Below are 25,723 nucleotides of genomic sequence, written 5' to 3'. Positions count from 1 at the left end.
TCACATCCGGAAGACGCCGTAGGAAACATCGTCGATGGGGGCGTTCGCCGCGCTGGACAAGGCGAGTCCGAGCACCGTGCGGGTGTCGCGCGGGTCGATAACGCCGTCGTCCCAGAGCCGCGCGGTCGAGTAGTACGGGTTGCCCTGGTCCTCGTACTGCTGGCGGATCGGCGCCTTGAACGCCTCCTCGTCCTCCGCTGACCACTCGTCGCCGAGCTGGTCGCGGCGGACCGTCGCGAGCACGGAGGCCGCCTGCTCACCGCCCATCACGGAGATGCGCGCGTTCGGCCACATCCACAGGAACCGCGGCGAGTACGCCCGGCCGCACATCGAGTAGTTGCCGGCGCCGAACGAACCGCCGATGATCACGGTGAACTTCGGGACGCGGGCGCACGCCACCGCCGTCACCATCTTGGCGCCGTGCTTGGCGATGCCGCCCGCCTCGTACTCGCGGCCGACCATGAAGCCGGTGATGTTCTGCAGGAACACCAGCGGGATGGAACGCTTGTCGCACAACTGGATGAAGTGCGCGCCCTTCACCGCCGACTCGCCGAACAGGATGCCGTTGTTCGCGACGATCCCGACCGGGTGGCCGTGGATGCGCGCGAAGCCGGTGACGAGGGTGGCGCCGTACTCCTTCTTGAACTCCTGGAACTTCGAGCCGTCGACGATCCGCGCGATCACCTCGCGCACGTCGTAGGGCGTCCGCGAGTCCGTCGGCACCACGCCGTACAGGTCGCTGTCGACCACCGGAGCCTCGACGGGCGCGACGTCCCACGACCTGGTGGCGCGCGGCCCGAGCGTCGAGATGATCGAACGGACCATCCGCAGCGCGTGCGCGTCGTTCTCCGCCAGGTGGTCCGTGACGCCGGAGGTCCGCGAGTGCAGGTCGCCGCCGCCGAGGTCCTCAGCTGACACGACTTCACCGGTCGCGGCCTTCACCAGCGGCGGGCCGCCGAGGAAGATCGTGCCCTGGTTCCGGACGATGATCGCCTCGTCGCTCATCGCCGGCACGTAGGCGCCACCGGCGGTGCACGAGCCGAGGACGGCGGCGATCTGCGGGATCCCGCGCGCCGACATCGTGGCCTGGTTGTAGAAGATCCGGCCGAAGTGCTCGCGGTCCGGGAACACGTCGTCCTGCTTCGGCAGGAACGCGCCGCCGGAGTCGACGAGGTAGACGCACGGGAGGTTGTTCTGCAGCGCGACTTCCTGCGCGCGCAGGTGCTTCTTGACCGTGATCGGGTAGTAGGTGCCGCCCTTGACCGTGGCGTCGTTCGCGACGATCACGCACTCGCGGCCGGACACCCGCCCGACACCGGTGATGATGCCCGCGGCCGGTGCCTCGTCGCCGTACATGCCGTTCGCGGCCAGCGGCGACAGCTCCAGGAACGGTGAACCGGGGTCGACCAGCGTGTCCACACGCTCACGCGGCAGCAGTTTGCCGCGGTCGACGTGGCGCTGACGTGCCTTCTCCGGGCCGCCGAGCGCGGCGGTGGCGAGCTTGCCGCGCAGCTCGTCGACGAGCGCGGCGTGCTCCTTGGCGTAGCGGTCCGACGGCTCGGCGGCGCTGCGCAGGACAGGTGCGTCCATGCTCCCCAGACCTCAGGTTAGCGGGCGTTAACAAGTCCATGTTAACGCCCGCTCACCTAGCGGTCCACCAGTGCCGGTCGAGAGTGACCCGAACGCAGGTCAACGCGCCTTTCGGGCACTCTCACGTTCCGGAACCACCTAGCCGACGACGCTCCGCAGGGCGGGCAGGTAGCCGCTCCGATGACCGGCCCGGTTCGGGTGGTAGGACTCCTCGACCGGCCAGCTCAGGCTGTTGAGCCACCAGCTCGACGAGCAGATCTCGTGCCCGGTGAACACCCCGCGCACGTCGACGTAGCTGAACCCGGCCGCCCCCGCTCGCGCGCTGATGGTGGCGTGCAGGGCGTCGCTGCCCGAGTTGATCGCGGACCGCTTGGTGTCGCTCATCCCGACGTTGCACGAGCCCGGCACCTTGTACATGCGCGGGTAGCCGAGCACGACCACGCGCGCCGACGGGGCCTTGGCCTTGACGGTGGCGTAGACGTTGTCGAGCAGGCCGGGAAGCGTGTTCGCGGCGTAGGCCTTGGCCGTGTTCACCCGGTTGACGCAGTCCTGGTCCGACCCGAACGTGCAAGTGGTGATGACGTCGGTGAAGCCGGCGTCGTTGCCGCCGACCTGCACGGTGACCAGGTTCGTGGATGTCGCGAGGCTGTTCGCCTGCGTGATCACGTCACCTGTTCGAGCTCCCGAACAGGCCACGGACTTGAAGCTCGCGGGAGCTGTCGCCGCCGCGTAGAGGGCCGGATAGGCGAGGGGGCCGCGCTTGCAGCTACCACTGGCACCGTCGTAGCTGCCGGTGCCGAGACCGGACGCGTACGAGTCGCCCAGCGCGACGTAGTTGATCGGAGCCGCGCTGGCGGGGTTGGCGAGCGCGATGACGGCCGCGGCGGCGGTGACCACCGAGGCGAGGAAGTGAGCAGGACGCATCGAAGACTCCCGAAGGGGCCGCAGGGTTGATGCAGTGCGGGCCAATGGTTACCCACGAGTAAGGCCTGTGTGAAGTATTGGTCAAGAGTCAACATTTGGCACCTGTACCTGCTGAAATTCCACCCATCGGACGACGCGGCACCCGGATTCTCGGGTGACGGGAGGACAAGTGAACGCCTGCTAACCTCCCCCTGTGGTCGAGAAACCCTCACGTCGGGACCAGATCCTCAACGCCGCGGCCGAGCTCTTCGCGCGGCACGGCTTCCACGGCGTGGGCATCGACGACATCGGCGCGGCCGTCGGGATCTCCGGGCCCGCGCTGTACCGGCACTTCCGCAGCAAGGACGCGATGCTCGGCGAGATGCTGACCTCGATCTCCGAGCGGCTGCTCGACGGCGGGCAGAGCAGGGTCGACGCGGCGTCCAGCGCCGGGGAGGCGTTACGGGAGCTGGTCGGGTGGCACGTGGACTTCGCGCTGGACGACCCGGCGCTGATCACCGTGCAGATGCGCAACCTCGCGAACCTCACCGACCCGGACCGCCGGCGCGTCCGGGCCCTGCAGCGGCGGTACGTCGAGGTGTGGGTGGAGACGATCCGGCGGACCGTGCCGGACTTCGACGAGCCGACGGCACGGGCGGCGGCGCACGCGGTGTTCGGGCTGATCAACTCGACGCCGCACAGCGCCCACCTCGACCGCGACCAGATGGCCGCGCTGCTGACGCGCATGGCGCTCGCGTCGCTCACGCCGGCCGTCGTGGCCTCCTAGAGAAGTCCTCTCCGGTGGGCAGCTGACACCGCCGCCGCCCGGTCCGGCACCTCCAGCTTCGCGTAGACGTGCAGCAGGTGCGTCTTCACCGTCGCCTCGCTGATGTGCAGCGCCGCGGCCACCTCGCGGTTCGTGCTCCCCTGCGCGACAAGGGACAGCACCTCCCGCTCCCGGCCGCTCAACGGCGCGGGCACGACCGGCGTGCGCACGCGCCGGACCAGGCGCGCGGCCACCGAGGGCGACAGCACCGTCTCGTCGCGGGCCGCCGCGCGCACCGCCCGGAACAGCTCCTCCCTCGGCGCGTCCTTGAGCAGGTAGCCGATCGCGCCCGCCTCGATCGTCGGCAGGACGTCGGCATCCGTGTCGTGCGTCGTGAGCACGAGCACCCGCGTCCTGGGCGCACGGGAGCGGATCGACCGCACCAGCTCGGCTCCGCTCGGCTCCGGCAGCCGCAGGTCGGTCACCGCGACGTCCGGGCGCACCGCCGCGATCACGGTCAGCGCCTCGGTTCCGCTCGCCGCCTCGCCGACGACCTCGAAGTCGTCCTGGGTGCCGAGCATGCCGCGCAGCCCGTCCCGCACCACCGGGTGGTCGTCCACCACCACCACGCGGATCATCGGGCGTCCAGCGTGACGTTGACGGCGGTTCCGTTGCCAGGCGCGGATTCCACGGTCACCGTTCCCCCCAGCAACGCCACCCGTTCCTCCATCGCGGTCAGCCCGAACCCCCGCACCGACGGTGCGAAGCCCACACCGTCGTCGAGCACGTCGAGCACGACGACGTCCTCCATGTAGGACAGTGTGACGTCCACCCGGCCCGCGCGGGCGTGCCTGCCCGCGTTCGCCAGCGCCTCCTGGGCCGCCCGCAGCACGGCCACCTCGGTCTCCGGCGGCAACGGCCGTGCGTCACCGGTCACCGTGCAGGTGGCCGGCACGCCGTGTTCCTCGCGCCACGCCGCCACGGCCCGTTCCACCGCCTCGCCGAGCCTGGCGTCGCGCAACGGGCCCGGCCGCAGCGCCTCGATCGACCGGCGCACCTCGACCAGGCTGTCCCTGGCGAGCCTGCGCGCGGTGGCGATGCGGCCGCGCACCGGGTCGCCGGCGGCCGTGAGCTCCTCGGCGACCTCCAGCTGGGTCACGATGCCGGTGAGACCCTGCGCGACGGTGTCGTGCATCTCCCGCGCCACCCGCGCCCGTTCCTCGAGCACCTGCAGCCGCGCGTTCTCGGCGGACAGCACGGTCAGCCGCTCGCTGACCTCGCGACGCCGGATCGCCTCCCGCTCCATCGCGCGGATCACCCAGCCGATGAGGCACGCCATGGGGATGGTGATGGCGAGGTTGACCAGCAGGTTCATGCCCACGTCGGTCCCCGGCGGCACGAACCACAACGCGCTCACCACGACCACGCCCGCGTAGGCGAGCCAGCCGGGCAGCGCCAGGAACGCGAGGCCGTAGCAGGACGGCACGAAGATCGCGAACGCGAAGTCGTGCCGCAGCAGCACACCGGCACCGGCCAGCAGGCCGGCGAAGTAGAGCAGCATCAGCCCGGTCCTGCGTTCCCACCACTCGGGGTGCGAGACGGCGAACCACCAGTGCCACACCGCCAGCGCGGCCACGACGACCAGCGGCACCGCGGCCACCGGCCTGGTCAGCAGGTAGACGCCCGTCGCCACGGCCAGCAGGCCGTACGGCACGAGCGCCCACGCCAGGTTCCACCGGTGCTCCTGCTCCCGCATCGATCTCACGCGGTCAGCTTCGCAGTTTCCGGTTTGCGAAGTTTCCGCAACAGCGCCTCCGCGGGTCCCGGCAGGTCGTGCCTGCGCAGCAGGTCCGCGAGCAGGACCGAGGCCAACCAGGTCGCCAGCGCCACCAGCGCCGCCCCGGTCGAGGACAGCGTTCCGCCGAGCCCGAACGTGTACGGCACGAGGAGGACGACGAAGACGACGGACTGGAACAGGTAGCAGCTCAACGACCGTTCCCCGCACGCGGCGATGGCGTTCACCACGGCGGTGCGCCGCTTGATCCGCATGGTGATCAGGGCGATCAGCGCGGCGTACCCGAGTCCCCCGGCGACACCGGTGACGGTGTGCACCGCCGCCAGCGCCCCCAGCTGGGAGGAGTCCCAGAAGTGCCCGACGGCGAGACCGCTGGGCAGCCCGCCGAGGACCGCGGCGGTGATGCCCCACGTCGCGGTGTGGCGCAGCAGGCGACGGTGCGACTCGGGCTCGGCCAGGACGTTGCGCCGTGCCGCCCAGACGCCGGCCAGCGCGGCGGAGCCCACCCCCATCAGACCGAACGGCGTCATCAGCCATTCGACCGGGTGCAGCGCGATCGCGGTGAGCGGGTCCGCTTCCTCGAACGACCAGAAGAACGTCCGTTCCGCCTGAGGCGCTCCGGAGTAGGCCGCGCCCTGGACCACCGCGGTCGGCACCAGCCACGCCACGGCGAGCACGAGCAACGTGCGGTCCTTCACCCGGCTCAGCGCGACCAACGCGAACCCGAGCAGGCCGTAGAGCCCCAGCACGTCCCCCGGGAACAACAGCACGGCGTGCACGAACCCGAAGAGAATCAACCACCGGTTGCGCGACCTGGCTCGCTGAGGGGTCATCCGCGCCACCCCGTACGCGAAGAGCGCGGCGAACATCGGGTAGGCGCGCGCGTCGACGAACGTCACCTGGAAGGCGCTGTAGAGGCGGTCGGCCAGGCCCGTCTCCACGATGTGCTGCCGCACGCCGTACGGACGTCCGTAGAGGTAGACGGCGGAGTTCGCGAGCGCGATCAACGCGAGCATGCTGCCGCGAGCGAGATCAGGTGTGAGCAGGCGTTTCATACTTCGAGCGTGTCGTCACGAGCGCCGGCCCGGCATCGACCGCACCGCTCGTCCCGCCCTCCACCGCGGTTGGCCCGAAATCCACCGATCGGTGGATGGCATGCCCCTGACCTGGTGAACTGGCGATCAGCCGAGACCTTTCCGTAACCTTGCCCGGCAATGGGCGCGCGCAAACTCCTCCTCCGGCTCCCGGCCTGGTTCCGGTTCACGGTGATCACGCTCGCGGTGTTCGTGTGCGGGGTGATCGCCTCCCGCCCGGCCAGCGGCGACGACGGGATCCACGCCAACGGTGACGTGATCGCCGCGGCCAACGCCGTGCACGCGTTCGTGGAGCCGTCCGCGACCCACGACCCCCACGTGAACCTGCCGGCGGACTTCGCGCGCGACATGGGCCGCGATCCCAAGACGGTGACGGCGCCGGACGGGACGTTGCGGGTGGTCGACGCCGGCGGTGGCTGCTCCGGGCCCGCCGGTGACACGGAGTGGGACTTCAGCACCGCGTGCCGCGCGCACGACCTGGGCTACGACCTGTTGCGGTATGCCGAGCACAAGGGCGATCCACTCGGCCCGGAGGCGCGCAAGGCGCTGGACGACAGGCTGACGGCCGACCTGCACGCGCAGTGCCGGCTGAACCCCCGTGGCTCCGAACAGAGTTGCCACGCGGTGGCCGAGACCTACGCGCTGGGGCTGAAGTTCAACTCGTGGCGGCAGCGGTGGGGGCCACCGGGGCACGAACCCGTGGTCGCGTGGGCGTTCGGCAGCGCGGTCGTCGTGTTCCTCCTGCTGGCGCGCCTGCACGGGCGGCGCCGCGAGGAACAGCCCGTCGCCGGCGCTCCCGTCCAGCAGGACCGGTACGCGACGTTCCTGCGGCTGTTCAGCCTGGCGCTGCTGGTGCTCGGCGAGACCGTCGCGATGCTCGCGCACCTCAGGGGGTTCGGCACGCCGTGGCTGTGGGCGTTGCAGGCGGTGCCGCTGTTCTTCTTCGCCGGCGGGCACGCGAACCTGCGCAGCTGGCGGGCTCACGAGGGCGGTTTCGGGTGCTGGGTGTCGAGCCGGACGTCGTGGCTGCTGCGGCCGGTGCTCGCGTTCGTGCTGCTGTGGGTGGTGCTGTTCGCCGCACTGAACCTGCTGGACGTCGAGGTCGAGGCGTACAGCCGGCTGATCACGCATCCGTTGTGGTTCCTCGGGGTCTACCTGCTCGCGGTGGCCGTGACGCCCGCCGCCGCGTGGCTGCACGAACACTTCCGCCGCACCACGCCGTTCGTGCTCGTGCTGGTGACCCTCGCCGTCGAGGTCGCGCGCACGTCGACGGACTGGAAGACCGGCGGGTACGTGAACCTGATCGTCGGCGCGTTGCTGATGCAGCAGATCGGGTTCTTCTACGCGGACGGCACGCTGACGAACCTCAGCCGCAGGACGCTGGCCGCGTTCGGCGCGGTCACGCTGCCCGCTCTGGTGTTCGTCAGCGCCTACCCGCGTTCGACGATCGTGCTCGGGACCGCGCAGGTGTGCCTGGCGCTGCTGGCGCGCGGCCGGGTCAGCGCGTGGCTGGACGGTCGTTCCTGGCACGTCGTGAACTTCGCCCGCCGCGCGCCGATGACGGTGTACCTGGCGTACCTCGCCGGTCTCGGCGCGCTGGTCGGCCTGCTCGGGCTGACGCAGGCACCGTTCTGGTTCGTGCTCGCGCTGATTCCGCTCGTCCTGCTGTTCCACCGGTTCGAGCGGCGCCTGGTCCGGTTCCCGCGCCTGTCGCACGAGTCGCACCGCACCCGGCTCGCGACGGGCATGGGTGTGGTGTTCGGGGTGCTCGGCGTGTTCGGGTTCGTCGTGAGCGGGTTCCTCGGCTATGGGGTGCTGGTGCTGCTGCCGGTCGACCCGCTGCAGAACCTCATCCACCTCCTGCTCGGCTGGTACCTGATCCACACCGCCCGCACCGGCAGCTGCGACACGCGGTTGCCGTGGCTGCTCACGGCGCTGGCGTGCGTTCCGCCGATGCTGGCGCTGAACCCGGCTCCTGCCGTGGTGGTGCTGCACGCCGTGGCGATCGGCTTCGCAGTGCTCGGAGCCATCCCCAGGTCACTGCCGCGCACACCGGCAGCCACAGCAGTCGCTGCCACACCCAGCCCGGATGATCTGGTGGCTGCTGGAGCCCCGGCAGCGGTCCCCACACGCTGAGCGCCAGCGTCACGGTGACCAGCGCGCTCTGGTGCGCCAGGAAGATTCCCAGCGCTCGCTTGTTCAGCCACCGCACCGGTTTCGTCGTGCCGAGCCGGGCGAGCAGCGGCGCGATCGTGAGCACCAGCCCGATCTGCGCGAACGCCAGCGCGAGGGTCGCGTAGTTCGGCGGGTTCAGGTTCGAGACCACCGCGCCCGGAATTCCCACGGCGGCCGCCGGATAGCCGCCGAACGTCGTCAGCGACACGTAGCCGAGCACGCCCAGCACCAGCAGCGGCGGGCCGGGAATCCTCCTGCGCGCCAACGAGTACCCGAGCTGCCAGGCCGCCCACCACACCGCGTACGGCAGCACCGGCACCAGCACAACCGGGACGAGCACACCCCACGAGTACTCGTCCAGCCTGCGCACCAACGGTTTCAACGCCAGCAGCGCCAGGTAGACGCCGAGGAACCACAGCGGGGTCGTGACCAGGAACCCGATGTTCCACGCGGTTCCCTGGTCGACGCCGCGCACCGTCAGTCCGAAGAGGACGGCGGCCCAGCAGCCGAGCATCAGCGACGTCGGCACGGCGAGCTGCTTCAGCCGGCGCAGGAAGGGAGTCCGCGAGTGGGCGGCCGCGTAGCCGCCGACGAAGAAGAACAGGCCGAGAGTCTGCAGGACCCACGAAACCGGCGTGAGTGAAGGAAAATGCTTCAAAGGGCTGTCGATGTACATGCCGGTGGGCGTGTCCACCAGTGCCGTCACCAGCCAGTGGCCGAGCACGACCGTGACGACGGCGATCGCGCGCACGGCGTCGACAAAAGGATTCCTCACAGCTCCTCCCCGGCACCCGAAGCGATCCGGACGAGCGCGTCCAGCGTCTCGCTGCCCGGCTCGTAGTAGGTGTCGTGCTTGCCGCCGTCGAACCGCAGCACCGCGGCACCGAAGCCGTCCGAGGCGGGATCGGTGCCGTGCCCGAGGTCGAACAGCCGGACGTCGGGCACGAACCGCATCCAGTCCCCGCCCTGCCGCAGCGCCCACACCTTGGCCCCGGTGCCCAGCTCGGCCACGGATTCCGCCCGCACCCCAGGGCTTCCGGTGAACACGATGTCCGCGACGTCCAGCTCGTGCGCCGCCAGTCCGACGACGACCGAGCCGTAGCTGTGGCCGAAGACGTGGATGCGCGCGTCGGTCCGCAGCGCCCGCACGAAGTCGGCCAGCGCGGCGGCACCCTGCCGGGCCAGCGACCCGGTCATGGCGTCCACACCGAGCCCCTGCGGCGTCCGGTACCCGAGCCACGCGATCACCGCGAGGTCGTCACGGCGCGCCTGCTCGTACAGGTTCACGGCCATCTTCCCGACCGTGCGGTCGAACCTGTCGACGTCCACGTCGGACCCCGGCACGACGATCACGACGTCCCGCGCGGTGCGGAGGTCGCCGACGATCGCGACCCGGCGGGCGACGTCGGCACGCCACTCGGCGATCGGCGACCCGGCCGACGGTAAAGCGATCAGCAGGAGGAACAGGACAGCTCGGCGCATGAACCGAAGCTAGGAAGGCGACAGGCCGCGAATCGTCACGCTGACGTGCTGTTCTTCCGTTGCTACCCCGGTACTACAAGCCCGCTCTCGTACGCCGCGATCACGGCCTGGGCGCGGTCGCGGAGACCCAGTTTGGTGAGCACGCGGCTCACGTGCGTCTTGACGGTCTGCTCGGCGAGGACCAGCCGCGCGGCGATCTCGGTGTTCGACAGGCCCTGCGCGACCAGTACGAGGATCTCGGTCTCGCGTTCGGTCAGCACCCCCAGCTGGGCGGGCCGGACGCGGTCGGAGCGGCGGGCCTTCACGAAGTCCTCGATCAGGCGCTTGGTGATCGACGGCGCCAGCAACGCCTCTCCGGCGGCCACCACGCGCACGGCGTTGAGCAGCTCGCGGGCGGGCGCGTGCTTGAGCAGGAACCCGCTCGCGCCGGCCTGCAACGCCTCGTAGACGTAGTCGTCGAGGTCGAACGTGGTCAGCACTAGGACCTTGACGTCGACCGATCCGTCCAGCAGCAACCGAGTCGCCGTCAGTCCGTCCATTTCGGGCATGCGGATGTCCATCAGCACGACGTCCGGTCTGACCGTACGCGCCAGGGCGACGCCCTGCACGCCGTTGCCCGCCGCGCCGATGACCTCGATGTCCTCCTGCGCGTCGAGCAGCGCGGAGAACCCCTCGCGCACCATCTCCTGGTCGTCGACCACGACCACCCTGATCACTTGCCCCCCAACGGAATTCTCGCCCGCACCATGAACCCGCCGTTCTCGGTGGCCTTCACGGTCAGCGTGCCACCGTGCACCGCGACCCGTTCGCGCATGCCCACCAGGCCCTGCCCGCTGCCCCCGCCCATCGACGGCCCTCCAGCGGTGTTGATCACCACGACGTCCAGCGCGCCGTCGTTCTGGTGCACGTGGACGGACGCCTTCGAGCCGGGCGCGTGCCTGGTGGCGTTCGTGAGTGCCTCCTGCACGATCCGGTACGCGGTGAGGCCCACCGCCTCCGGCACGTCGTCCACGTCGACCTCAGCCTCGTCTCCCGGCCTCACCAGCTCCGGTATGCGGCTGATGCCGGGCTGCGGTTCGCGTTCCGGCGCCTCGCCGTTCGTCCTGAGCACGCCCAGCAGCCGTTGCATGTCGGTGATGGCCTCCCTGGCGGCCTCGCCGATCTCGCCGAACTCCTTCTCGGCTTCGGAGTTCAGCCCCTCGATGCGGTAGAGCGCGGTCTCGCACCTGACCACCACCATCGACATGTGGTGCGCCACGACGTCGTGCATCTCACGCGCGATGCGAGCACGTTCCTCGAGAGCCGCCTTGGCATCGCGTTCTTGCTCGAGCTCGCGTTCGGCTCTGCCGCGCACACCGAACAGGTAGACGGCCGCAGTGACGATGGGGACGTAGAGCGCCCTGTCCGCTGCCTGGGGCTCGGCGAACGCGACCAGCACCGTGCTGATCAACGTGGCCGTGACGACGATCGGTCGCGAGTAGAACGCCGCGACCACGGTGAGGAGCGGCGCCGCCGTCCAGTACTGGAAGGGCGCCGTGCCGTCGCCTGCCATGAGAACACTCACGAAGAAGAACCCGGCCGCCGCGAGCCGCCAGGCGTAGAGCGGAGACCAGATCAGCAGCACGTACGGACCCAGCGTCACGAGGAAGATGACGACCCACCAGCCGTCCGAGTCCTCCTGGCGCACGTACGTGGCGCTCGCGACGACCGCCCAGACGAAGGCGTAGATGATCAGCGCGGCGTGCACCGGGACGCGCCAGCGCCCGAGCGACCTGATGAGCACTCGGGTGCGGTCGGGACCGAGGACGGTCCGGTACAACGCGCGGAACACGAGCCGATGCTAGGTGGATTCACTGATCCGCACATTGACCTGCGGAGTGACATACCGCGGTAGCACTCTGATCAAGATGGGGCATTGCGAACGCGTGACACCGCGCGGTAGGCAGTACCTGTGAGACCACCACAGGATCCAGATCGCTGGTCACGGCTGACCGCCGTGGCCGGTGAGGCGCTGGCTGCCGCCAGGGCCGGGGAAGACGCTGTGGCGGTCGACCTCGTGACCGGGTACCTCAGCGGGTCGCCCGAGGGCAACGAGGAGATCCGTGAGCTCGTGCTCCTGCTGTTCGCCGAGTGCAGCAGCATGGTGAGCGAGCTCGGCTCCGGCGGCGCGACCCCGGTGAAGATGCAGGTCTTCGACGAGGAGGGCAACGAGGTCCAGATCGACGACGCGGACCCGCCGGTGCGCACCGCGATCCGCGCGTTGCTGGCCGAGGTGCACGGCGACGAGGACGCGGCCTCCGAGCAGATCGAGATCGCACTGGCCAACGGGCAACCGCAGGAGCTTGCGACGGTCGTTCTGCAAGCCCTGCGGTGGACCCTGAAGCTGGCGATCGAGTGTGAGACGCGCGACCTGCCCGTCGCGCCGTGGATCACCGCGTCACTGGACGACCAACCCTGACGTGCAGCAGCGCGTCCACACCGTCCATCAGGTGCTGGTCGAGCGGGAAGTAGCCCATCTCGAGCCTGGTGTCGGTCCGGGTCGGGCCTGCCGGCTTGTCCGCGGTGATGCCCCAGGTCGTGAAGCGGCCTTGCAGCTGACCTTCCAGGGTGGCTTTGTCCGGTTCGCCCAGGCCGAACGTGTCGTTGCGGCCGAGGGTGCCGCCGATGACGGTGTACTGGTCACCGAGGATGGGAGCGACGAGCGCGCCTGCGGAGAACCACTCGACGCGCTCGCCCGCCATCTCCATCGAGCTGTTGGTGCGCTGCAGGTGGGCGTTGTGCGCGAACACGAACGTCGGCCCCCGTGACGCCTCGATCCGCCTGATCTCCAGCAGGTTGCGGGCCATCACGCCGTCCCGCATCTGGCACAGCCGGTTCAGGCGCACGCCCAACGGGTTCGGCTCGGCGCACTCCCGGTGGTACCGCAGCAGGCTCAGTCCGGCCGTCAGGTGCGTCTCCGCGCGGGTCCAGGCGTCGTCGGTGGTCCGCCGCTCATACAGCCGCCTGAGCATGCCGGTGCCGATCTCGCGCAGCCTGATCGCTTCCTCGGACCGCCCCGGCGACTGGGTGAGGTCCAGGACGGCCTCGTCGCGGCTCCACTTCTCGTCGTCGGTCGTCAGGTCGACGTCCTCGCCCAGGTAGTCGCGGGCGTGTTCGAGGTACGGGCGCGGACTGGGCGCGCTGGCCGTCTCGGTCTGGAAGTCGAAGCCGTGGAACGCCAGGCGCTGCTCCACCGGCTTGTCCGAGTTGTACTCCCGCATCCAGGCGACCAGCTCGCGGTTGGCGGGCCAGTTCTCCCCGAACGTGTGGGAGAAACCCTCCTTCATGACCGTGTCGAGGTCGCCGGGGCCGCCCTGGACGTAGTCGTCGACGGTGAGTCCCCGGACGCGGCAGGTCTCCAGGGCGATCGAGCGGTAGCCGAGCGCGGCCAGCTGCTCGAACAGCTCGTTGCGGATCCAGGTGTGGGCGTGCTCCCGGTGCGTCGGCTCGCCGAACGCCAAGAGCTCGGTGAAGGGACTGATGAACTCGCGAATGTCCTGGCTCATGTGGTTCAACCGTAACATTGAAAGCTCTGTTGAAACTTCTGTTCGGTTGAGGCTGGATACTGCGGTTAAAGTCTCAACCGTGCGACCAGCTGACCTCGCCCGCGAGCACGGCATCTCGACCCAGGCGGTGCGCAACTACGAGCAGTCCGGGTTCCTCCCGCCCGCCGACCGCACCGCGTCCGGGTACCGCTTCTACACCGAGGTCCACGCCGCCGCGTTGCGCGCGTTCATCGCGTTGATCCCGGCTTTCGGGCACGCCCGTGCCGGACAGATCATGAACTTCGTCCACGCCGGCTCGCTGGACGACGTGCTGCTGACCATCGACCGCGGCCACCAGCAACTCCTGCGCGACCGCGAGACCCTCGACTCGGTCAGCCGGGCCGTGCAGGACCTGACCGAGTTCGAACCGGTCCTCGAGCCGCGCACCATCGGCGAGCTCGCCCGCCGCCTCGGGGTCACCCCGGCGACGCTGCGCGCGTGGGAGGAGGCCGGAATCCTCGTGCCCGCACGGGAAACCACCGGCTATCGGGTGTTCCGCGCCGAGGACGTCCGCGACGCCGAGCTCGCGCACCTGTTGCGGCGCGGCGGTTATCCGCTGGCGCGCATCGCGTTGGTGGTGCAGCAGATCCGCACGGCGGGCGGCACCGACACGCTGGGTGCCGCCCTGACCGAGTGGCGGCGCCGCCTCACCGCGCAGGGCCTGGCGATGCTCGCCGCCTCCGCACGGCTCAACGAGTACCTGAACGCACGGGCACCAGTTCCGTGACGAGCGCCCCGGGCACGCGGTAGTCCACATAGGACTCGATCTCGAACCGCCCGTCCGCCTGCCGAACCTGGCCTCCAGCTCCCGCTCGCCGCGGTGGCCGATATGCCGCGCGCTCCCCCGGACCCGTCCGGATCCGCGACAGCCGGTCCATCTGGTGGAAAGCCTAGGCTGACCGTCATGCGCACAGCTCTGGTCGGTTACGGACTCGGTGGGGCGGCCTTCCACGCCCCGTTCATCGAGGCGACGGAAGGCCTCGAACTCTCCGCCGTCGTCACCGCCAACCCGAAGCGCCAGGCCGAGGTGGCGGCCCGCTACCCGGCGACCCGCCTGCTGTCCTCTCTGGACGAAGTCTGGACCGGCGACTTCGACCTGGTCGTCATCACCACCCCGAACCGCTTCCACGCCACCCACGCCCGCCAGGTCCTGGAGCACGGCCTCAACGTGGTGGTGGACAAGCCCTTCGCCGGTTCCGCGGCCGAGGCCAGAGCCCTGGCCTCCATCGCGAGCTCCCGCGGCCTGCTGCTCGTCCCGTTCCACAACCGGCGCTGGGACGGCGACTTCCTGACCGTCCGCAAGCTCCTGGACGCCAACGCCCTCGGCGCGGTCCACCGGTTCGAGTCCCGCTTCGAGCGCTACCGCCCCGAGATCAAGTCCTCCTGGAAGGAGTCGGGCGACCCTGCCGACCTCGGCAGCATCCTCTTCGACCTGGGCACCCACCTGGTGGACCAGTCGGTGGCCCTCTTCGGCCGTCCTCTGTCCGTCCACGCCGAGATCGCCACCGTCCGTCCCGGCGCCAAGGCCGACGACGACGTCTTCCTCTCCCTCACCCACGAGGGCGGTGTCCACTCCCACCTCTGGATGAGCGCGCTGGCCGCCGACCTGGGCCCGCGCTTCCGCGTCCTGGGCCACGACGCCGCGTACGTGAAGTACGGGATGGACCCGCAGGAGGAACGCCTCAAGGCGGGCGACACCCCGGCCGGTCCTGGCTGGGGCGAGGAACCCGAGTCCGGCTGGGGCACTCTGAGCGGCCGGCCGCACCGCACCGAGCCGGGCGCCTACCAGGACTTCTACGCCGCCGTGGCCGCGGGCGAGGCGCCCGTGTCACCACAGGACGCCGTCACGGGCCTGGAGGTCATCGAGGCGGCCAAGCAGTCGGCCACCACAGGAGACTCAGTCCGGCTGTGATCCGGCGCGCACCAGCGGCGGAGACAACACCGAAGCGGTCCCCCGCCGGAACAGCGCCGCCGGTCGCCCTCCGTCCCTGGCGGTCGTCTCCCCGGTCGCCTCCAGCAAGCCGCTCACCCCCGTCACCTTCCGGTGGAAGTTGCGGGGGTCCAGCGAGACTCCCCAGACGATCTCGTATACCCGCCGCAGCTCGGCGACGGTGAACTCCGGCAGGCAGAACTCGGTCCCCAACGGCGTGTACTCGAGCTTCGCCCGAGCCCTCTCCACCCCGTCGCTCAGGATCCGCGCATGGTCGAAGGCCAGCGACGACACCTCGGCCACCGGCACCCAGGACGCCGCGGCGGCATCGGTCCCGGCCACGGGCACCGGCAGATCGGGCGCCAGCGCCAGGTAGGCCACGGACACCACGCGCATCCGCGGATCCCGCCGAGGCTCGCCGTACGTCCCGAGCTGTTCCAGGAACAGCCCGGACACCCCGGTCTCCTCGGCCAGCTCCCGGGCAGCCGCGTCGTCAACGGACTCAGCGACGCGCACGAACCCTCCCGGCAACGCCCACCGCCCCTTGAACGGCACCTCCCCGCGCCGCACCAGCAGCGCGCACAGCGCGTCGGCCCGCACGGTCAGCACCACCAGATCGACCGTGACCGCGAAGGGAGGGAAATCACTTGGCGAGTACACACCACCGAGTATAGGCTTATCGTCAGATCGACGACAAGCAGACGCGAGGAGCGCCCAGACCATGGCCGACATCAGCACCTACCCCGGACTCCGCCACCTCAGGGGAGCCCCCACGGTCCACATCAGACACATCAGGAAGGGCGAGCTCGTCCACGAGGGCACGGGCCTGAGCTTCTGGTTCCGCCCCAGGACCGCCGTCCTGTCCGAAGTGCCCGTGGACGACCGCGAGCTGCCGATGCTCTTCCACGCCAGGACGCACGACTACCAGGACGTCACGGTCCAGCTCACCGTCACCTACCGCTGCACCGACCCCGAGACGGCGACCGGCAGGATCGACTTCTCGATCGACCCGGACACCGGCGTCTGGCGCCAGGACCCGCTGAGCCAGATCGCGAACACCCTGACCGAGAGCACCCAGCAGCACGCCCTCAAGCTCCTCGGCACCCTCGACCTCGACACCGCCATCCGCACCGGCGTCGAACGCGTGCAGCAGCAGGTCGCCGAGAACCTGACCGCCGCGCACATCGGCATGGAGATCATCGACGTCCGCGTGGTCGCCATCCGCCCGGACGCCGACCTGGAGAAGGCGCTCCAGACCACCATCCGCGAACGCGTCCAGCAGGAGGCCGACAAGGCGACCTACGAGCGCCGCGCGACCGCCGTCGAACGCGAACGAGCGATCAGCGAGAACGAGCTGCAGAACCAGATCGAGCTCGCCAAGCGGGAAGAACTCCTCGTGGTGCAACGAGGTGCGAACGCGCTCAGGAAGGCGGAGGACCACGCCAGGGCCAGCCGCGTCGCCGACGACGCCAAGGCCGACGGCATCCGCAAGCTCGCCGAGGCCGAGGCCGCCGGTGAGAAGGCACGCCTCGACGCCTACAAGGAGGTCCCTCAGGAGTTGCTCTACGCCTTGGCCGCCAAGGAACTCGCCGGCAACCTGCCCGAGATCGGCAGCCTCACGCTCACGCCGGACCTGATCCAGCCGATCCTGCAGCGGCTCGCGCGATGAGCCTCGCGCCGCGAATCGTGCTGGTGCACCGGCGCACCGAACTGACAGAGTTGCTGGCACGGCATGGCACCCGCGGCCAGGTCGAGTTCTTCCTGAAGTCCCGCGACAGAACATTGGACGAGGTGGTGGACCGTGACCAACAGGCCCGCAAAGCGCTGGGAGAGGTCAGCGCCGCCATCCCGCTGGACTGGCGCCGCGGCGTGGTCGAGAGGGAAGACCTGTCGCGGTTCCTGTTCGCGCCCGAGGACGTAGTCGTCATCGTCGGGCAGGACGGGCTGGTCGCCAACGTCGCCAAGTACCTCGACGGCCAGCCCGTGATCGGCATCAACCCGGAGCAGGGCGTGCTCGCGAAACACGCCCCCGCAGAGGCCGCGGAACTGTTCCACAGCACCGAGAACACCGAAGACCGCACGATGGTCGAGGCACGGTCGGACGACGGCCAGACCCTCTACGCGCTCAACGAGATCTACGTCGGTCACCCCGGCCACCAGACCAGCCGCTACCGCATCCGCGACGAACGCCAGGCCTCGTCCGGCATCCTGGTCGGCAGCGGCACGGGGGCGACGGGCTGGTGCAGTTCCGCCCACCGGGAAAGGAAAAGCACGCTGACGCTGCCGGACCCGGCCGAACGCAGGCTCGTCTGGTTCGTGCGGGAAGCGTGGCCGTCACCGAGCACCGGAATCGAGCACACCGAAGGCGAGATCACCGGTGAGGCCCTGCACGTCGACGTCGAGTCCGACGGGCTGGTGGCGTTCGGCGACGGCATCGAGAGCGACGCGCTACGGCTGGGCTGGGGCCAGCGGCTGAGCATCGGACTCGCCGCCCGCCGGCTCCGCCTCGTGCGCTGAGCCGATCACCAGCAGGCAGACGCCGGACAGCACCGCGCCGGCGATCAGGTACAGCGCGATGGCCCAGGTTCCGGTGCGCAGCAACGACTGCGCGACCAGAGGAGCGAGACCACCGCCCAGCACGGCGCCGAGCTGGAAGCTCAGCGCCACACCGCTGTAGCGCACCCGAGTCCGGAACAGCTCGGCGAAGTACGCGGCCGACGGGCCGAACAACGCCGCCGAGCCCACGAACCCCAGCACCATCGCGAACATGAACCAGCCCGAGTCCGTGAGCCAGAACAACGGAAACGCGAACGCGGCCTGGAAGACCGCTCCACCGAACATCACCGGCAACCGGCCGACGCGGTCCGACAGCAGCGCGAACGCCGGCACCGCGACGACCTGCGCGACCGACCCCACGATCGTCGCCACCAGCAGGTCGTCCGCGGAGATCTTCAACGCCGTCCGCCCGTACCCGATCATGAAAACGCTCAGCACGTAGATGAAGATCGTGAAGCCGAGGTTCACACCGGCGCCCAGCAGCACCACGCGCCACCGGGTCCGCAGCACCTCGGCGATCGGCAGCCGGGACTTCTCGGCACGAGCGAACCGCGGGCTCTCCGAGACGCGCAACCGGATGTAGAGCCCGATCCCGACCAGCACGATCGAGAACAGGAACGGCAACCGCCAGCCCCAGCTCAGGAAGTCCGGGCCGGAGGCGCGCGACGACAGGTACATCGCGAGGTTCGCCAGCACGAGCCCGACCGGCGACCCGATGAACACCCAGCTGCCGTACCACCCCCACCGGCCGGGTGGCGCGTGCTCGACGGCCATCAGCGACGCACCACCCTGTTCACCACCCATGAAGAAGCCCTGCACGAGTCGCAGCAGCACGAGCAGCAACGGCGCGAGAATGCCGACTTGCGCGTACGTCGGCAACAAGCCGATCGCGGCCGTCGACACACCGGTGACCGAAAGGGAGATCACGAGCATCGAGCGGCGCCCGACCCGGTCGCCGAGGTGCCCGATCACCGCACCGCCCAGCGGCCGCGCGAAGAACCCCGCGCCGAACGTGGCGAACGCGAGCAGCACGCCGACGCGCGAGTCGAACTGCGGGAAGAAGATCTTGTCGAACACGAGCGCCGAAGCGGTGCCGTACAGCAGGAAGTCGTACAGCTCGATCGTGTTGCCGACCGCGGATGCCACGGCGACTTTGCGTACCCCCGTCATCGTTCCAGCCTGGTCGAGGGATTGACACTGCGCAATGGTCCGGTCACCCTTCGTCCTACGTTCCTACTGCTCAGTAACGAGGTAGCAATGACGCGCCGAGTGACTGTCATTTCCCTGCTCACAGCCCTGATCGCCGCCTTGCTGGCCCCGCACGCCGGTGCTGCCCCGAGATACCGGAACTACGTCTCGCTCGGAGATTCGTTCGTGTCCGGACCGTTCATCCCCCTGCAGCGGCTCGACCCGTTGAGCTGTTTCAAGTCCACCCAGAACTACCCGTCCGTGCTCGCGAAGCAGCTCGGCATCGCCGCCTTCACCGACATCTCCTGCGGTGGCGCGCAGACCAAGGACATGGCCGGCGTGCAGAGCGGCATCCCCGGCCAGTCCGTGCCGCAGTTCTCCGCCCTCAAAGCCGACACCGACCTCGTCACCGTCTCCATCGGGGGCAACGACACCGGCTTCTCCGACATCATCCTGACCTGCGCCGCCCAGAGCGTGCTCGACCCGGCCGGCGCGCCCTGCAAGGCGAACTACGGCGACTCCCTCGGCCAGCGGGTCGCCGCGACCGCGCCGAAGGTCGCCGCGGTGCTGAACGGCATCAAGCAGCGCTCCCCCAAGGCCAAGATCGTCGTCGTCGGCTACCTGCGGATCCTGCCCCCGTCCGGTGGTTGCTGGCCGGTCGTGCCCATCTCCCGGGGCGACGTGCCGTACCTCGACAACGTCCAGCAACAGCTCAACGGAATGCTCGGCGCCCAGGCCAGGGCCGCCGGTGCCACGTTCGTGAACCCTTACGACATCAGCCTCGGCCGCGACACCTGCGCGGCCCCGTGGGACAAGTGGGTCGAGGGCATCCTGCCGACCAGCCCCGCGTTCCCGGTCCACCCGAACGCCAAGGGCATGGCGGCGGTCGGCAAGCAGGTCGCCGCGGCGCTCGCCGGGACGGCACTCGCGGGCGTCTGACGTCCGGCCCTGGCTCCGCGGCGCGGCCGGACGGAGCTCGCGGACGTCCAGTTGCACGCCGTCACGACGGTTTACACGATCTGGTGTTACCGCTGAGTTGAATGGAGATCCGGGTCCTTGCCGCGCCAGAGTGGTGGCATGGCAAGGACCCGACTTCTGTTTGCCTGCCTCGCGCTCGCCGCACCACTCGTCCCCGGGACGGCCGCGGCATCACCACTGGCAGCGCCCCTCCCCGCATCCGGCCTGGTGCTGTCGGTGCAACCGGAGACGGGCACACTCAGCACCACGCAGCTGCACTGCGAACCAGCAGGCGGCCTGCACCGCAACGCCGAGCAGGCGTGCGAGCAGCTCATCCCCGTCGAAGGCGACTTCCGCAAGCTGGAAGAGACCGGCCTGATGTGCACGATGGAGCTGAACCCGACCAAGGCGACGTTGCGCGGCAAGTGGCGCGACAAGAAGATCGACTTCCAGCAGGTGTACTCGAACCCGTGCGTCGTGCGCGCGTTCACCGGCAAGGTCTTCGACTTCTGACCCCGTGACCGCGTCACCGGTGTTCCAGCGCACCGCCGTCGCGCTGGAACACCGGTGGCGTTCAGCTCGCAGCGCTTAGGCTGCGGATCATGGGGGACTTTCTCGTCTACACGATCGGCTTCCCGGTCACGTTCCTGCTGCTCGTCCTGGGCATGGCCCTGGCGGCGCGCCGCATCCTCGGCCTGCGCATCGGCCTGGTCCGCACCGCGCTCGTGTGCGTGCTGGCGATGTCGATCGCGTCGGACCTCTTCGGCGAGACGACCACGGAGCCGTCCGCGGCGCTGATCACGGTGCAGCTCGGGCTGTCGCTGCTCGTGGTGATCGGGCTGCTGGCGTTCGCCGAGATCATCGTGCCGACCGGCTCGATCCCGCCGCCCACCGAGTGGTGGGGCATGGCGCGGCGCCGGATCGCCCGGACCCGCCGCTACTCGCGCATCACCGCGATCGCGTTCCGGCACGGCCTCGGGCCCTACCTGCGCGGCCGGGAACGGACCTCCACCGGCCTCTCACGGTCGTTGCGGCTCGCGTTGCAGGACGCCGGCGTGACGTTCGTGAAGCTCGGGCAGGTGCTGTCCACCAGGGCCGACCTGTTGCCGGCGGACTTCGTCGAGGAACTGAGCCTGCTCCAGGACAAGGTGCCGGCGGCGAAATGGGACGAGGTCCGCGCGGTGCTCGACGCCGAGGTGGGCCTCGACGCGTTCCGCGAGGTCGACCCGGAACCGCTGGCCGCCGCATCGATCGCGCAGGTGCACCGGGCGGTGCTCAAGTCCGGCGCCGAGGTCGTCGTCAAGGTGCAGCGGCCGGACGTGCGGGCGACGGCCGAGGGCGACCTCGACATCGTGTCGCGCCTGGCGGAGAAGCTGCAGCGCACCCGGTGGGGCTCGGCGCTGGGCGTGCGGGACCTGGCGGCCGGGTTCGCGGCGGCGTTGCGCGAGGAGCTCGACTTCAAGGTCGAGGCGCGCAACATCGCGGCGGTGGCGGCGGCGTCGGACTCCTCGGTCGGCCTGCCGCACGTCCACCTGTCGACGTCTCGCGTGCTCGTCATGGACCGGCTCGACGGCGTGACGTTGCGCGGCGCCGCCGAGGACGAAGGACTCGCGCGGACGTTGCTGCGGTTCGTGCTGCGCCAGGTGATGCTCGACGGCGTCTTCCACGCGGATCCGCACCCCGGCAACGTGCTGCTGCTGACCGACGGCCGCCTCGGCCTGCTCGACTTCGGCTCGGTGGGCCGGATCGACTCCGCGTTGCGCTCGGCGTTGCAACGGCTGCTGCTGGCGATCGACCGCGGCGACCCGGCCGGGCTGACGGACGCGTTGCTGGAGCTGACCTCACGGCCGGAGGACATCGACGAGCAACGGCTGGAGCGCTCACTCGGCCAGTTCATGGCACGGCACCTCGGCGCGGGCATGCGGCCGGACGTGGAGATGTTCGGCGACCTGTTCCTGATCGTGTCGCGGTTCGGGCTGAGCATCCCGCCGGAGATCGCGGCGGTGTTCCGCGCGCTCGCGACGCTGGAGGGCACGCTGGCCGTGCTGGCGCCGGGCTTCAACATCGTCGTCGAGTCGCGGTCGTTCGCCGCCGAGCAGATCTCCGAACGGCTCACCCCGGAGTCCGTGCAGCGGACGATGACCGAGGAGCTCCAGGCCGTGCTGCCGATGCTGCGCCGGCTGCCGCGGCGGATCGACCGGATCACCGGCGCGATGGAGCAGGGCCGGCTGAGCATGTCGATGCGGCTGTTCGCCGACGAGCGCGACCGCTCGTTCATCACCGGCCTGCTGCACCAGGTGATGCTGACGGTGCTGGGCGCGACCGCCGGTCTGATGGCGGTGCTGCTGCTCGGTTCGTCCGGTGGGCCGCAGGTGGTGCCGGACATCGGGCTGTACCAGGTGATCGGCTACAACCTGCTGATCATCTCCGTGCTGCTGGGCCTGCGCGTCGTGGTCACGGTGTTCCGACCACGTTCCTAGAACTGCCGGCGGTAGACCGAGACGTCGTCACGCCACATGCCGAACTGGTCCGGTGCGGACTGGACGATCGTCATCTCGTTGAGGTGGCCGAGGATCCGCCACGCCCGCGCAACCGCTTGCGCGCCCGCGTAGGCGATCGTGCAGAACCGGCGCGGCTCGACGACCGTGCGCACGCGGTCGACCTTGCCGACGCTCATCGGCGTGTCCTGCCGCAGGTCCAATGTGTACCCGGTGCGGATGGGATCACCGGACCCGAGCACGCCTTCGATGCTGACGACCAGCCGGTCGCCGTCCAGGCGCAGGTCGTAGTGGCCGCTGCGAGGAGGCGTGCCGCCGGTGTACGCGGAACGTGCCGGATCGAGCACCCAGTGCCCGAGGAACGGCACGAGATCGTCACTCATGTGTGTCCCTTCGCGGAACCTGCGCCACTGGCGGATTGTCCGGCGCATCGAGGTGGGCGACCATCACCCGATGAGTTATGAGACGGGCGTCCGGTGGAAGTGGATACCGGCCGTCGTGCTCGGCTTCGTGCTGCTGAGCTGGATCGTGTTCGAGGCACTCGACCTCATCGACTTCGACGGGGTCGTGACGTGGGTGCGTGGCATCGACCCGGTGTGGGCGGCGGTGGCGATCTTCGCGCTGCTCGTCGTGGACGTGCTGCTGCCCGTACCGTCCACTCCGCTCATCGTGCTGGCGGGAACGGCACTCGGCCTGCCCCTGGGGCTGGCACTCGCGGTCGTCGGGTCCCTGGGTTCCTCTGCCGCAGGGTACGCCCTGGGCCGGTTCGCGGGCCCGTGGCTGGTGCGCCGCGTGGTGACCATCGAGGAGCTGACCGAGATGCGGCGGTGGGGCCGTCAGTTCGGGCCGTGGTTCTTCGGAGTCGCGCGTGGCATTCCGATGATGGCGGAGACGGTGTCGGTGTCCGCCGGCGTGTCACGGGTGTCGTTCCGGACTTTCATGTTGTTCACGCTGATCGGAACCGCGCCGATTTGTGCCGCCTACGTGTTCGCGGGGGCACAGGCCGACACGGTGGAGCAGATCGTGATGATCAGCGCCGCCGGTTTCCTGCTGACCGTCGGACTGTTCTATCTGCTTCGCCGGCTCGTGAAGGCGGCGCCGTAGAAAAATCGCTGGCGCGGCATGGTTGTATGAGTGTGCGCCCGGTGCGCAGCGGAGGGTTACTTCTGGTGATTCCTCGGGTTCGACTCCTGAAACCGGCTCCGGCCGGTCTTCGCTCACCTCGGTGAGCACGTCACCTTCCGCGACTTGATCTCGGGCGTCCACGCACAACTCCACATCGGCCGGAACTAAATCGCTGGCGCGGTGTGGTTGTATTGAAATCGCACCCGGTGCGAAGCCAACGGTTACTTCATTCCAAAAACTGAAACACCGTTGGCGGTTTGATCTCGGGAGCACACAACTTCACACGTGTCCGGTGCGAAGCAGAGGGTTACTTCCACTGTTAATGGGCGGGTTGCGGGTTCGAGTCTCGCCGGCCGGGAAACCGGTCGTAGCTCAAATCGGTAGAGCAGCAACGTACCTTCCGCGACCTTGATCTCGGACACGTGTGGGGTTTGTGGGCTCCCTTCTTTTCGTCTTGAGGAGGGAAGAGCCGATGGCGAAGTTCAACATCTTTCGCGCACGTCCGGCGGGCACCAGCCCTGTCGCCACGGCGACGGCACCGTCCGGCCGCACCCACGAGGGCGGCGCCGGTTACGCCCGCGACACGAAGTCCGAGCTGTTCCTGCTCGCCGTGTCGAACATGGGCGGCGAGGCCACCTTCTACGAATCCGGACACGAGCGCGACAACCGGTTCGCCCAGCTCGTGCACGCCGCCGCGCTCGCCGATCCCGAGTGGACCGCGCGACTGCTGAAGTGGCTGCGCGGCGAGGCGAACATGCGCACCGCGTCGCTCGTCGGCGCGGCAGAGTTCGTCCTCGCCCGCCTGGTGGCCGAGTCCGGCGCGGGCGTCACCAACCGCGCCGTCGTGGACTCCGTGCTGCAGCGGGCGGACGAGCCGGGCGAGCTGCTCGCCTACTGGACGGGCCAGAACGGCCGGCGCGTGCCCAAGCCGATCAAGCGCGGCATCGCCGACGCCGTGAAGCGGCTCTACGACGAGCGCGCGGTCCTCAAGTGGGACAGCGACGCCCGCGGCTACCGGATGGCCGACGTGCTGAACCTCGCGCACCCCTCGCCGGGCGCCGGCTGGCAGGGCTCGCTCTTCCAGTACGTGCTGGACCGCCGCCGTTCGCCCGACGCGGCGATCCCGGCGGAGCTGCGCACGATCACCGCACGCCGTGAGCTGATGGCGTGGCCGGTCGAGCAGCGGCGCGCGCTCTTCTCGCGTCCCGACGCGGCCGACGTGCTGCGCCGGGCGGGGATGACGTGGGAGTCGGTGGCGGGGTGGCTGCAGGGGCCGATGACGAAGGAGGTGTGGGAGGCGCTCTCGCCGTCCATGGGTTACATGGCCGCGCTCCGCAACCTCAGGAACTTCGACGAGGCGGGCATGTCCGACGAGGTCGCGGCGCAGGTCGCGACCCGGCTGGCCGACCCCGGCCAGGTCGCCCGCTCGCGGCAGTTCCCGTTCCGGTTCCTGTCGGCGTACGAGGCGGCACCGAGCCTGCGCTGGGGTCACGCCCTGGACCAGGCGCTGCAGGCGTCGCTCGGCAACCTGCCGGTGCTGCCCGGCCGGTCGCTGATCCTCGTCGACACCTCGGCGTCGATGACGCACGGCACGATCTCGGCGAAGTCGAAGGTCACCCCGGCCAAGGCCGCGGCGATCTTCGGTGTCGCGCTGGGCGCGAAGGGCGAGCGGGTCGACGTCGTCGGTTTCGCGGACGGCACGTTCCGGCACGACGTCCCGCGCGGGGCGTCGGTCATCCGTGAGGTCGACCGGTTCCTGAAGCGGATCGGCGAGGTCGGGCACGGCACCGACATCGTCGGGTCGCTGCAGCGCACCTACAACGGGCACGACCGCGTGTTCATCATCTCGGACATGCAGACGGTGTCCGGGTACCACGGGAAGGGCGTCTCGGACGTCGTGCCCCGGCACGTGCCGATCTACGGGTTCAACCTGGGCGGGTACCGGCAGGCCGCGTACGCGACCGGCAAGGCGAACCGCCACGAGTTCGGTGGCCTGTCGGACGCGACGTTTCGCATGGTGCCGTTGCTCGAGGCAGGCCAGAACGCCGACTGGCCGTTTTGAGATGAGGGGAGCTTTCAT

Annotated in this window: 24 protein-coding genes and 1 pseudogene; 12 read left to right on the top strand and 13 right to left on the bottom strand. The window is 69.8% G+C overall.

What is annotated here, in order from left to right:
* Both ACRSBM_RS01845 and ACRSBM_RS01840 read right to left on the bottom strand, forming a co-directional pair.
* Complete coding sequence (locus ACRSBM_RS01845; protein WP_434438966.1) at positions 1 to 1,590, bottom strand: carboxyl transferase domain-containing protein; 1,590 nt, start codon at positions 1,588 to 1,590, stop codon at positions 1 to 3.
* Between the two features lie 138 nt (positions 1,591 to 1,728).
* Positions 1,729 to 2,514, bottom strand: a complete 786-nt coding sequence (locus ACRSBM_RS01840) for an SGNH/GDSL hydrolase family protein (RefSeq protein ID WP_434438964.1) — start codon at positions 2,512 to 2,514, stop codon at positions 1,729 to 1,731.
* A gap of 193 nt (positions 2,515 to 2,707) precedes the next feature.
* On the opposite strand from ACRSBM_RS01840, the gene ACRSBM_RS01835 reads away from it, so the two are divergent.
* Complete coding sequence (locus tag ACRSBM_RS01835) at positions 2,708 to 3,280, top strand: SACE_7040 family transcriptional regulator (protein WP_434438962.1); 573 nt, start codon at positions 2,708 to 2,710, stop codon at positions 3,278 to 3,280.
* On the opposite strand, the gene ACRSBM_RS01830 is transcribed toward ACRSBM_RS01835, so the two are convergent.
* From ACRSBM_RS01830 to ACRSBM_RS01820, 3 genes are read right to left on the bottom strand one after another with little or no spacing between them, the layout of a single operon-like run.
* Positions 3,277 to 3,897, bottom strand: coding sequence for a response regulator (locus ACRSBM_RS01830; RefSeq protein WP_434438960.1), 621 nt, complete (start codon positions 3,895 to 3,897; stop codon positions 3,277 to 3,279). The genes ACRSBM_RS01835 and ACRSBM_RS01830 overlap by 4 nt on opposite strands.
* Positions 3,894 to 5,015 carry a sensor histidine kinase gene (locus ACRSBM_RS01825; protein ID WP_434452926.1) on the bottom strand — a complete coding sequence of 374 codons (1,122 nt, stop codon included), beginning with the start codon at positions 5,013 to 5,015 and terminating at the stop codon, positions 3,894 to 3,896. Before ACRSBM_RS01825 ends, ACRSBM_RS01830 begins: the two co-directional genes overlap by 4 nt.
* Positions 5,016 to 5,020: 5 nt before the next feature.
* The gene (locus tag ACRSBM_RS01820) at positions 5,021 to 6,109 is read right to left on the bottom strand and encodes a DUF418 domain-containing protein (RefSeq protein WP_434438958.1); all 1,089 of its coding nucleotides are present in this window, start codon (positions 6,107 to 6,109) and stop codon (positions 5,021 to 5,023) included.
* A 159-nt stretch (positions 6,110 to 6,268) separates the two neighbouring features.
* Here ACRSBM_RS01820 and ACRSBM_RS01815 point away from each other — a divergent pair.
* Positions 6,269 to 6,778 (top strand): annotated as a pseudogene (locus ACRSBM_RS01815) (phospholipase A2); the annotation flags it as partial.
* A gap of 1,297 nt (positions 6,779 to 8,075) precedes the next feature.
* Here the strand turns inward: ACRSBM_RS01815 and ACRSBM_RS01810 are convergent.
* The 4 genes from ACRSBM_RS01810 to ACRSBM_RS01795 all read right to left on the bottom strand — a co-directional run bounded on the left by ACRSBM_RS01810 (position 8,076) and on the right by ACRSBM_RS01795 (position 11,636).
* Positions 8,076 to 9,098 (bottom strand): acyltransferase family protein, encoded by a 1,023-nt coding sequence (locus ACRSBM_RS01810; RefSeq protein ID WP_434438956.1) that lies wholly within the window; start codon positions 9,096 to 9,098, stop codon positions 8,076 to 8,078.
* The gene (locus tag ACRSBM_RS01805) at positions 9,095 to 9,805 is read right to left on the bottom strand and encodes an alpha/beta hydrolase (protein WP_434438954.1); all 711 of its coding nucleotides are present in this window, start codon (positions 9,803 to 9,805) and stop codon (positions 9,095 to 9,097) included. The genes ACRSBM_RS01810 and ACRSBM_RS01805 overlap by 4 nt, the downstream gene beginning before the upstream one ends.
* 62 nt (positions 9,806 to 9,867) lie before the next feature.
* Positions 9,868 to 10,521, bottom strand: coding sequence for a response regulator (locus ACRSBM_RS01800; RefSeq protein WP_434438952.1), 654 nt, complete (start codon positions 10,519 to 10,521; stop codon positions 9,868 to 9,870).
* Complete coding sequence (locus tag ACRSBM_RS01795; RefSeq protein WP_434438950.1) at positions 10,518 to 11,636, bottom strand: sensor histidine kinase; 1,119 nt, start codon at positions 11,634 to 11,636, stop codon at positions 10,518 to 10,520. The genes ACRSBM_RS01800 and ACRSBM_RS01795 overlap by 4 nt, the downstream gene beginning before the upstream one ends.
* Before the next feature lie 120 nt (positions 11,637 to 11,756).
* On the opposite strand from ACRSBM_RS01795, the gene ACRSBM_RS01790 reads away from it, so the two are divergent.
* Positions 11,757 to 12,263, top strand: a complete 507-nt coding sequence (locus tag ACRSBM_RS01790; RefSeq protein ID WP_434438948.1) for a hypothetical protein — start codon at positions 11,757 to 11,759, stop codon at positions 12,261 to 12,263.
* Here the strand turns inward: ACRSBM_RS01790 and ACRSBM_RS01785 are convergent.
* A complete protein-coding gene (locus ACRSBM_RS01785; RefSeq protein WP_434438946.1) occupies positions 12,235 to 13,350 on the bottom strand; it encodes an erythromycin esterase family protein in 1,116 nt (371 codons plus the stop codon). The genes ACRSBM_RS01790 and ACRSBM_RS01785 overlap by 29 nt on opposite strands.
* 79 nt (positions 13,351 to 13,429) lie before the next feature.
* Here ACRSBM_RS01785 and ACRSBM_RS01780 point away from each other — a divergent pair, with 79 nt between their 5' ends.
* Together ACRSBM_RS01780 and ACRSBM_RS01775 are read left to right on the top strand one after the other, a co-directional pair.
* The gene (locus ACRSBM_RS01780; RefSeq protein WP_434438944.1) at positions 13,430 to 14,116 is read left to right on the top strand and encodes a TioE family transcriptional regulator; all 687 of its coding nucleotides are present in this window, start codon (positions 13,430 to 13,432) and stop codon (positions 14,114 to 14,116) included.
* Between the two features lie 177 nt (positions 14,117 to 14,293).
* A complete protein-coding gene (locus ACRSBM_RS01775; RefSeq protein WP_434438943.1) occupies positions 14,294 to 15,301 on the top strand; it encodes a Gfo/Idh/MocA family protein in 1,008 nt (335 codons plus the stop codon).
* Here ACRSBM_RS01775 and ACRSBM_RS01770 read toward each other — a convergent pair.
* Positions 15,287 to 15,979, bottom strand: coding sequence for an NUDIX hydrolase (locus ACRSBM_RS01770; RefSeq protein ID WP_434438941.1), 693 nt, complete (start codon positions 15,977 to 15,979; stop codon positions 15,287 to 15,289). The genes ACRSBM_RS01775 and ACRSBM_RS01770 overlap by 15 nt on opposite strands.
* Before the next feature lie 61 nt (positions 15,980 to 16,040).
* Here ACRSBM_RS01770 and ACRSBM_RS01765 point away from each other — a divergent pair, with 61 nt between their 5' ends.
* Together ACRSBM_RS01765 and ACRSBM_RS01760 are read left to right on the top strand one after the other, a co-directional pair.
* A complete protein-coding gene (locus ACRSBM_RS01765) occupies positions 16,041 to 16,988 on the top strand; it encodes an SPFH domain-containing protein (RefSeq protein ID WP_434438939.1) in 948 nt (315 codons plus the stop codon).
* Entirely contained in the window at positions 16,985 to 17,836 is an 852-nt protein-coding gene (locus tag ACRSBM_RS01760) for a hypothetical protein (RefSeq protein WP_434438937.1), read from the top strand. Before ACRSBM_RS01765 ends, ACRSBM_RS01760 begins: the two co-directional genes overlap by 4 nt.
* Here ACRSBM_RS01760 and ACRSBM_RS01755 read toward each other — a convergent pair.
* Positions 17,768 to 19,045, bottom strand: a complete 1,278-nt coding sequence (locus tag ACRSBM_RS01755; RefSeq protein WP_434438934.1) for an MFS transporter — start codon at positions 19,043 to 19,045, stop codon at positions 17,768 to 17,770. The two genes, ACRSBM_RS01760 and ACRSBM_RS01755, sit on opposite strands and share 69 nt — an antisense overlap.
* A 99-nt stretch (positions 19,046 to 19,144) precedes the next feature.
* On the opposite strand from ACRSBM_RS01755, the gene ACRSBM_RS01750 reads away from it, so the two are divergent.
* From ACRSBM_RS01750 to ACRSBM_RS01740, 3 genes are all read left to right on the top strand, one after another.
* A complete protein-coding gene (locus ACRSBM_RS01750; protein ID WP_434438932.1) occupies positions 19,145 to 20,002 on the top strand; it encodes an SGNH/GDSL hydrolase family protein in 858 nt (285 codons plus the stop codon).
* A gap of 138 nt (positions 20,003 to 20,140) precedes the next feature.
* Complete coding sequence (locus tag ACRSBM_RS01745; protein WP_434438930.1) at positions 20,141 to 20,533, top strand: SSI family serine proteinase inhibitor; 393 nt, start codon at positions 20,141 to 20,143, stop codon at positions 20,531 to 20,533.
* Positions 20,534 to 20,622: 89 nt separating this feature from the next.
* Positions 20,623 to 22,500: an ABC1 kinase family protein gene (locus ACRSBM_RS01740; protein WP_434438928.1), complete on the top strand. Its 1,878-nt coding sequence runs from the start codon at positions 20,623 to 20,625 to the stop codon at positions 22,498 to 22,500.
* Here ACRSBM_RS01740 and ACRSBM_RS01735 read toward each other — a convergent pair.
* Positions 22,497 to 22,901, bottom strand: coding sequence for a hypothetical protein (locus ACRSBM_RS01735; RefSeq protein WP_434438926.1), 405 nt, complete (start codon positions 22,899 to 22,901; stop codon positions 22,497 to 22,499). The genes ACRSBM_RS01740 and ACRSBM_RS01735 overlap by 4 nt on opposite strands.
* A 70-nt stretch (positions 22,902 to 22,971) precedes the next feature.
* Here ACRSBM_RS01735 and ACRSBM_RS01730 point away from each other — a divergent pair, with 70 nt between their 5' ends.
* Positions 22,972 to 23,622 carry a TVP38/TMEM64 family protein gene (locus ACRSBM_RS01730; RefSeq protein WP_434438924.1) on the top strand — a complete coding sequence of 217 codons (651 nt, stop codon included), beginning with the start codon at positions 22,972 to 22,974 and terminating at the stop codon, positions 23,620 to 23,622.
* 493 nt (positions 23,623 to 24,115) lie between these two features.
* Positions 24,116 to 25,705: a TROVE domain-containing protein gene (locus tag ACRSBM_RS01725; protein ID WP_434438922.1), complete on the top strand. Its 1,590-nt coding sequence runs from the start codon at positions 24,116 to 24,118 to the stop codon at positions 25,703 to 25,705.
* Positions 25,706 to 25,723 lie beyond the last annotated feature (18 nt).

It is taken from the genome of Lentzea xerophila (genome assembly GCF_051094245.1).
Taxonomy (GTDB): Bacteria; Actinomycetota; Actinomycetes; order Mycobacteriales; family Pseudonocardiaceae; genus Lentzea; species Lentzea xerophila.
Note: the sequence above shows the minus strand (reverse complement) of the source record. Positions and strands in the feature narration are given on the sequence as shown.